Source organism: Candidatus Endomicrobiellum agilis, assembly GCF_020328115.1.
Taxonomy (GTDB): Bacteria; Elusimicrobiota; Endomicrobiia; order Endomicrobiales; family Endomicrobiaceae; genus Endomicrobiellum; species Endomicrobiellum agilis.
Genome location: NZ_JAIXMW010000005.1, coordinates 114,059 through 122,264 on the forward strand (window position 1 = coordinate 114,059; position 8,206 = coordinate 122,264).

Annotated in this window: 9 protein-coding genes; all 9 read right to left on the minus strand. The window is 33.4% G+C overall.

Annotation, left to right across the window (positions count from 1 at the left end; genetic code table 11):
* Positions 1-119: 119 nt before the first annotated feature.
* Positions 120-1,292 carry a UvrD-helicase domain-containing protein gene (locus LE179_RS04250; protein ID WP_374129125.1) on the minus strand — a complete coding sequence of 391 codons (1,173 nt, stop codon included), beginning with the start codon at positions 1,290-1,292 and terminating at the stop codon, positions 120-122.
* Positions 1,289-2,905, minus strand: coding sequence for an ATP-dependent endonuclease (locus LE179_RS04255; protein ID WP_374129126.1), 1,617 nt, complete (start codon positions 2,903-2,905; stop codon positions 1,289-1,291). Before LE179_RS04255 ends, LE179_RS04250 begins: the two co-directional genes overlap by 4 nt.
* 365 nt (positions 2,906-3,270) lie before the next feature.
* Positions 3,271-4,158: an AAA family ATPase gene (locus LE179_RS04260; protein WP_374129136.1), complete on the minus strand. Its 888-nt coding sequence runs from the start codon at positions 4,156-4,158 to the stop codon at positions 3,271-3,273.
* Positions 4,133-4,399 carry a hypothetical protein gene (locus LE179_RS04265; protein WP_374129127.1) on the minus strand — a complete coding sequence of 89 codons (267 nt, stop codon included), beginning with the start codon at positions 4,397-4,399 and terminating at the stop codon, positions 4,133-4,135. The genes LE179_RS04260 and LE179_RS04265 overlap by 26 nt, the downstream gene beginning before the upstream one ends.
* An 80-nt stretch (positions 4,400-4,479) precedes the next feature.
* The gene (locus LE179_RS04270; RefSeq protein ID WP_374129128.1) at positions 4,480-4,866 is read right to left on the minus strand and encodes a hypothetical protein; all 387 of its coding nucleotides are present in this window, start codon (positions 4,864-4,866) and stop codon (positions 4,480-4,482) included.
* A 444-nt stretch (positions 4,867-5,310) separates the two neighbouring features.
* Positions 5,311-6,138 (minus strand): DnaB-like helicase C-terminal domain-containing protein, encoded by an 828-nt coding sequence (locus tag LE179_RS04275; protein ID WP_374129129.1) that lies wholly within the window; start codon positions 6,136-6,138, stop codon positions 5,311-5,313.
* 34 nt (positions 6,139-6,172) lie between these two features.
* Positions 6,173-6,343 (minus strand): hypothetical protein, encoded by a 171-nt coding sequence (locus tag LE179_RS04280; RefSeq protein WP_374129130.1) that lies wholly within the window; start codon positions 6,341-6,343, stop codon positions 6,173-6,175.
* The gene (locus tag LE179_RS04285) at positions 6,340-6,585 is read right to left on the minus strand and encodes a hypothetical protein (protein ID WP_374129131.1); all 246 of its coding nucleotides are present in this window, start codon (positions 6,583-6,585) and stop codon (positions 6,340-6,342) included. The genes LE179_RS04280 and LE179_RS04285 overlap by 4 nt, the downstream gene beginning before the upstream one ends.
* Before the next feature lie 311 nt (positions 6,586-6,896).
* A complete protein-coding gene (locus LE179_RS04290) occupies positions 6,897-7,838 on the minus strand; it encodes a CHC2 zinc finger domain-containing protein (protein ID WP_374129132.1) in 942 nt (313 codons plus the stop codon).
* Positions 7,839-8,206 lie beyond the last annotated feature (368 nt).

Below are 8,206 nucleotides of genomic sequence, written 5' to 3' on the forward strand. Positions count from 1 at the left end.
GTATGTTATACGAGATATTCTTTATAACATTGAATAAATATTGCCTACTATCGATAATTTACATTTTCAGTCGGGTATAATTGGTAGTCAATTCTATATTTTATTGATTGAGACATGCCTTATTCTCTTGGTGTCCATATTTTTAAATCGGGACTTCCATTAATTTGAACACCATCATTTACAACGATAGCCGCGCTATATTTAGCACGCGTAATTGCTACATAAAATTTGGCCCTCGTTTTATTTTTTAACTTAGTTCCATGATTAAATATCCATTCTTCCATTTTTTCTGTTGGGTAAATAAGAACTCCTTCAAAAGTTTTTCCTTTAGATGCTCCAAAATTAAAAGCAGGACATAGTGTATTAGATGATTTTTGCTTTTTATTCAATCTGAGAATTACAATATTATATTTATCTTGAGAAGAATATAATTTAACATCTTTTTTCTGCACCAACCAAACACCGTTGTATGTGCCTGTGTTATCACGGCAACATGCACACGGTTTACTTTTTGGAAATTCTGGATAAAGAGCAGATGAAAAGTTACATATTTCTTGATTATTACGGTGCGATACTTTTAATGAGTCTTCATCAATATCAATTAATTTTTTACACTTTTTAAGAAAAAAATCTTTTATTTTACCATCTGCATATTTTTTATGTTTAGATTCTTGATGTGTCGAATATGTTGTTTGGCGGGGATCTGCAACCAGTATAATATTAGAATTTGTATTAAGCAATAGCTTTACAATTTCTAAATCATATCCTGCCAAATCTTGAGCCTCATCAATAAAGATATGAGTATAAATTCTTGCAATTCTATTTATTACTTTATTGTCAGAAGATTTATTTGCTTTAAAAACAAATTTTGATAATTTATCGGAAAATATTCTGTCCCTAATATCAAAAAAATGTTTTTTAATATCCTGTTCTGGCCAATATGAACGATGTTTATTTACAATAATAGGCTTGTCATTCTTATCAATTTTATAACCTGACTTTTCATTAACTAATTTTAAACCTTTTATATCATATCCAAACATCTGCTCATTATATGAACCTTGATATGGTTTTGCGCCATGTTTAATTAAAAAAGAAAACCAAGTCTGTATTGTTATGAATTTTGGAATATATTTATATTCGCTAATAAATTTTTGTTTTATTTCACCGGCATTGTTATCCGTATATGTTGTAAATAATACCTTCCCATTTTTAATCTTCATTGCTTCATCTATGAGTAGTGTTGTTTTACCAGAGCCAGCAGCCGCTATGATTAATTTATTATTATTCATTTACACCAGCCTATTGCTTTGTTGATATATTCAGGGTATAGAATTTTCTCTTTTGCATCAAAAATATTTAACGCACATTTAGTTTTATTCCGTTTCATATAATCAGCAATTGATTCTTCCGTTTGCTTATTAGGATCAATTTTCAAAACATCGCGAAGAAGTTTTAAATTTTCTTTGTTTGCATCCGCTATTTGAAGTTCTAAAGTATGAAATTCATCTCGCTTATCAGCAAATATTTCGATAGACGGATATTGTTTATACTTAGTATACTTATCTTCAATCTTTTTCTCATAATTTTTATCATTGTCAGTGACAACAGCGACAGATTTTTCTATCATCTTTGCAATGTCTAAAAATCGTTCAAAAGCAAGACCTTCTACAGAAATAACATCTATCTCTTTTTCTATTGGCAACATGCCTTCGTTTTTATCCATAAATGCTCTTTGGATAATTAATTCATCTGAGCGACCTTCCACAAGTATTGCTTTTTTACATAATATCATTCTTAAAGTATCATAACCCGGCAACTTCTTGAAGTATTCATAAGTTTCCTTTTCTAAAGAAGTGAATGCGGTTGTCTTTTTATCATTAAGCAAAATTAGATTTTTAAGTCCCAACTTATTTGCAATAAAATTACTATGCGTTGTAATAATTATTTGTTTATCTTTGAGTTTATCCTCAATATTTTTAATAAATTGGTTTAACTTTGTATGTGACAAGTGATTCTCAGGTTCTTCCATCAAAATCAAGTTAGACCCTTTTGTTTTTTCATGTGCCAATGCAAGATTGGTTTTAATTAAGCATTGTTCGCCTTTGCCTATTTGGTGGAATGGAATATCATCAAAATAAGTCATTAAAGCGTTCTCCCAAGAATTTTTTGGCGATAAATCAATAGATATTTCAATCTTTTTTGTAGAAAAATCTGCATTTTTAGTAACTTTTTCATTTATCATTTTTATTGATTCTTCTTCCATAAACGATTCTTTTGTTTTCCTGTAGGCCTGTGATAATTCAACTGATTCTTTTACAGTTAAGTCATCTTTTATAATTTTAGATATATATACGTCGGAGCCATTTTGGAATCGGGTGGATGCAGAATCTATTAGAACAGATTTTATTGGAATGCTCTTTATGCTAATATTCTCACGAGCAAAAGATATCCATGTAATTTTATAATATTCAATTGGAATAGTAGCGACTTTTTTTGTTTTTATCAATTCTTCGTAATCTTCGTTGTATTCATCATTGAAGCCAATCTTTAAAAGAAATCCGCAAGCTTCCTTATCGCTGCTTCCATTTCCTTCAAATTCCGGAAAATCGTTGTTATCAAAAAAAACCTCAATTGAAATCGTTGGAGGCGGTTGTGGAGTACCTTCTTTCAAACTAGACAAATAGTTTTTCTCTGTTTCTTTATTGAAAATATATTGAGATAATTCATTTTTTAAATATTTACCATTGAGTAAACCTGACAAAGCAAGATGAATCGCCTCAAGAATAGTTGATTTACCCGATTCATTATTGCCAACTATAATATTCGTACCTTTCTTTAATTCAAATGAAAATTCTTTAAAACATTTGTAATTCGTTATTTTGACTTTTTTAATATAACTCATCTTTATAACCTCTTAATTGTCAATTTAACTATTGATATAATAGAAAAAATTTTCATTTTTCAATAATCGTTTATTTTTCCATTGTATTAAAACACAAGACTTTTAAATTTTCCTATAACTTATTTTTCGAAAACTATTTTATTATACTTAATCTAGCAAGAGTAATTTCTTTATAATACTGGTTCTGTATAAACTTTGTCTTTATTTAATTAACCTTGTGATTAATATTAAAACATCTTTTCTATCAGCTAACAGCTTTAACAATTTAACTTTTGTTTTTGTAGTCTCTTTTACATAATGTGATATTTTACAATGTTTTTATAATTTTAATGCGGTTCTTATTAAAAATAAAATATCAATGTCAGCTAATCATTGTATAATAAATAATGGTTAATATAACCGCTTTTCTCGAAAACTAAATTGAAAGCGTCTTTAAAGCAACCATGCTCAAATTCTCCGTTATCAAAGATATTAATTCCATCAGAATGCGATTCCCTATTCATATATCTAAAAAAAGCTTCATATCTATTTATATTTAAATCTTTCTTTTCCAACACTTCTTCTAATTCTATTTTTTCAATAAACCCAAAGAAATACTCAATGATATGCCTCATGCAGTTAGCAATCAATGCGGGGGGCTGGTTTACATCTTTAATAATCTGCCAAAAACTTTGGTAATCGTTCTGTATTTCTTCAAGATTCATATCTTTCAATTCTGAACCGTTCTCGCTTTTGATCAATCTAAACAATTTCGGGTTTTTAGCTTTAAGATTCTGTTCTTTAACTTTAAGAATCTTTGTTAATTCATGGAAGAAATATAGGGAGTGAGTAAAAATAAATACTTGACTATATTTTTGGTCATTTATAAAAATTTTTTTTATAATTTGTGCAATATCGAATACATATATATGTGAAAGAGACGATATTGGATCGTCAATAATAATAATTTTATTTTGATTCGTATCAGCTTCATTTTGTTTCCCTTTGCATAATTCAATGAAGTAAAGAAAACTTATGATCATTTTTTCACCTTCGCTAAGAGTATGAAAAGTATTTTCTTCTTCTCCTTTTTCTGACCTAACAATTCTATATAAGATAGCTGAACCTGAATTTTTATCTTTTTCTATAGAAAAAGATTTGATAGCCAAATCAACAAGTCCTTTATTTATGTTACGAATTGGCTCATCGCTGAAGTTGCGAGAAAATTCGGCGGAAAATTGCCCAAAATTAAGCGAGAAACTTCCTTTTTTTATTTTGTCTTTCTGCGATTTCCTGTATTCTTTTCATGTCCATTCCGTCCAATCGTGGCGTTCTGCTCACGGCGATTTTATAGCAATCTCCATCTATTTCAAACGTTTGTTTCGGGAATGTTTTTGCTCCCTTCATTCTGCCTTTCGCAGTCATATCACAGAATATGTAGTTCATCAATTCAATGTAACCGCTGACTTGTTGTCTATCTCTTATGTATACTTCTCGTTCTTTGTTATCTAACATGCATGGAATAACATGTAGCCATAAATCTTTTTGATTGAGGTTTAGGCACGTTATGTCTTTTTGAGAATTATCGTGTAGATTTAGGTATAAGAAATACCTGCGAAGTTGCTGAGAAGTAAGTGATATATTTGTATTTTTTTCAGAGATTCTCTCAGTGTTTTCACGGTTTTAGATTGAAATGCTGAGGGTATGGGAAACCATGCCTTTCCTTTACCATCTTTGTTTGCAAAAAAATGATTGAAAAGAGAACGCAAAAAGAAAATCTCAATTTCTATTCTTGGCAATTTGTATTCAATCTCGCCTTCGTTGCTTTTCCCTGAGATGTTGAAGAGCCTTGTTAGTTTAGACGAAGATAGTTTTTCCTGATTTTCTCGTCTTGTTCCTATTATGATAGGTGCTATACAAACTACCTTATCAGGAGTCAGCGGAACACATTTAATTAAATCTTTGAGTGGAGTTGATTCCATTTTGCAAAGTTCGTGTTTTAAAAAAGATGTCCGTTTTCTATCATCTCCTATCGCAAAATTAACGAAATCTTCAAATGGTAAAATTGTTCGGTAGTACGACGTATCGACATCTCCCGCCAGCTGAACTATACGTTCCTTTTTGTATCGTTTGCATAGTTCTTTCTCATATGTACAAATGTAGCATAATGCGTCAAATATATAGGGATATGCTCCTGCCGCTGAAAAAAGAGATTTCTTCAAGTTATTTGTTTGCTCTTCGCTGAGTGGTTGAAAAGAATTTTCTAATATTTAAGTATCTGCAGCGACATTACTATTTCGGATTTCTACTTCATTTACTCTTGCTGGTTTTTGACTATTGAAAAGTTCATAATATGCTCCTTTTTGGGGATATTTGACTCTTCCTTTAAGCTTCATTTTGCTCTCGGAATATTTCTGCAATTATTTTCACGACCATTCCTTTCCATCGTAAAAAGTCACCCTTTTTTCTTTTTCGTCAGCCTTGTTCTTGTTCACCTCGCCACTGCTTCTGCCATTGCCACTATCATCATCATCATCATCTTCTTCTCTGGTTACTTCCCAATGGATATATTTTTTTGTTGCTTCTACATGCCCTTTTTCAAACATCTCACCGCCTTCACGTGCTTTCACAGTATCTATGTATCTATTATTTTCGTCTTTGTTTACTATTGCGACAATATTAAACGCGTCCTGCTCAATGCCGCCGCACTCGCGAATGTTTATCATGTCAGCTTTTTCTTCGTTCGATTGTCGGTTAAACTGTGCGCCTGCAGTAATCACAATCTGATTTTCTATCGCTGATTTTAGCAATCCCGCGCTAACTTTTTGCAGTTGCACTTGTCTCGGCTGTCGCGCGTTGTCATACTCTGCGGGCATGCGTTGGATGTAATCAATCAACACAATGCCGTCCTCTGACGTGTGCGTGTTAATAGAGTTCATTATATCTTCGTTAGTCGCGCTTATACCATTATAGATTTGTATAATCTTTTTTCCCGGTAACCACTCAACGTATTTACTTTTTTGTTCGTAAGCTTTCTGAAATACTTCATTAGCTTCACTTGATTTTCTGTTCAGATTAGCCATACAGCTAAACAGATTTAGTATGTCCTCAGTCGGGAGTTTGTTTCTGTCGTTGTAGTTGGCACTGTCGTACATCAGCGGCAGGTGCAGATTGTGAATGATTTGCCAATAATTTATTTCTAGGTTCACATATAGAATTTTACGTTTTTGCGTGGTCTTGGCAAATTCTGGCAATGGTTCCGAGTCATCTAAGAACGGGTTTGTTGACTTAGAGTAATCTGAAATATGCGTGTTTTGCCGCTTCTCTCATTATGTTCACCAGCGAGGAAGTCTTTCCGCCTGCGGGTCGCGAATACACCACACTCAAGGTGCCGTTTGGACATCGCAGTCCGCAAAATAAATTTGGTTTGAAATCTTTGTCAGGGTCGTACTCGCTCATTTTTTTAAGAATTGCCCGTATGTCGCAAATCTGCTCACTTGCTGTTTTCCGATTGCAAGGGCATTCATCTTCTTATGTAACTCGTTTACCTTTTCTATCGGCAATTCGCCGTTTTCAAATTCAGCTTTGGCTTCCTGAAAAGCTTTTTCTATCTTGAGAAGTTTTTCTATTCTTTTTTCATGTTCCTTTTTTTGTATCTCTTCCAAATGTTTGTTGAACTCGGTTTCGTCCAATTTATGCATTGGAACATTTGTCTTATTGTTGGCTCAATCACTATGTTAAGAATTTCCATTGCAGCCGGCGGTGTAAATCCATCACTTGCTGCTGATTTTCTATTGTCCACTTTGGCAAATATCTATCGTATCGCTGCATATTCTTTTTCTTTCTTATCCGTTTCGTTCGTATTGCTCATTTCTTTTTTTTAATCATCGTTATTAATCGCAAATCGCACCAATAATCATGCAAATAATAATTGCTTCTAAGAAACCAAAGTAGTACCAAAGAACAATGAATATAATCAACTTCATCTTTTTTAATTTCCTTGTCGGAATTTTTACCAATATCCGAGCATTTGGCGCACTTCTTCAAAAGTTGTTTTGAAATCACAGTTGTTAAGTTTCATAGACACATCATAAATGTCAAAAGACTTTTTATCGCATTTATCACTAAAGCAATGAATGCTATCTTCGTTCACTATCGCGCTTGGATTGTGGTCATCGTGAAACGGACATAACGTCATCGGTTGTTTTGTTATTTCCATTCCTTTCAACTCCAAGTAACGGCGTATTTCTTTTTTCATTTCTTCTTTTAGTCTGTCTCGGTCATATGTTGCCGATTGCCTGCTTTTTTGTAATGTCACTGGCACCGATTGCTTGGGCGTTGGTTTAGTTTCAGGCTCTTTCTTTCGCAAAATTTCCAGCAATATTTTGGGCAGTGCATGTGCATTTTCTAATCTTCTCGTTTCATTCCTGCCGAACAGTCTGTATTTTTGTCCGTTCATACAACTTCCGCCGATTGTCACGGGCTTGGTAACTAGGCACTCAACAGAGTCCGCAGGATTGTTTTCAAATTTGATATTTTGCACATTTGGGCATTTGAAGTACAGATGATATCCGCCTCTTTTTGTTCGCACATAACACTGATTATTTTCATCAATGTTTCGCAGATACATCGGCAACGAGCCGCGCGACAATCCCTGTTTTTGCAGCCATGTGTAAAAGTTTTCAAGTCCGTCTTCTTTGCCTTCATGTCGGTCGATATCAATCACAATATATTCGTAATCAGCGGGTACAAACCGAAAGCAGGATATCCGAGTCCCTTTTGCATTTCCATGCTTATCACCATTTCCGTGCATAAGAGCTTCTATCTCTTCAGCGTCATTTGTGTACGCTTTCTCAATCTCTTCTTTTCCTCTTGCGATAACCGCTCCGTTGCTGTACACGCCGATTAATTTAATTCCTTTATTGATATATTGCTGTATATCTTCTGGCAACATATTGCGTCCTTTTTTGCTATAATAAAGCACACGCAGGTCTCGTGATATTATAATCCGAGCTTGTAACATTGGTATATTTTTTAACGCATAGCGGAGCAAGACTACACATCTTACTCCGCTCTCTTTTTGTACCTGCAACAAAACATCTCTCTGTGTACGCTCGTATCTGTTCTACTCACTGACTTATATCATTACATTTTTTATCAGCGGAGCCAAGTCGTCAGGTGGCTTGTTGTTTGTTTCGTGCAACGATTTCATCATTGCACTCTCTTCAAATTTTTATATAATGTAGTTCTCAAATCGTGAACGACACACGTTTGAGGAAGTTAATTCCTTTAAATAAAGTAGCGGAGCGATTTCCCATCACT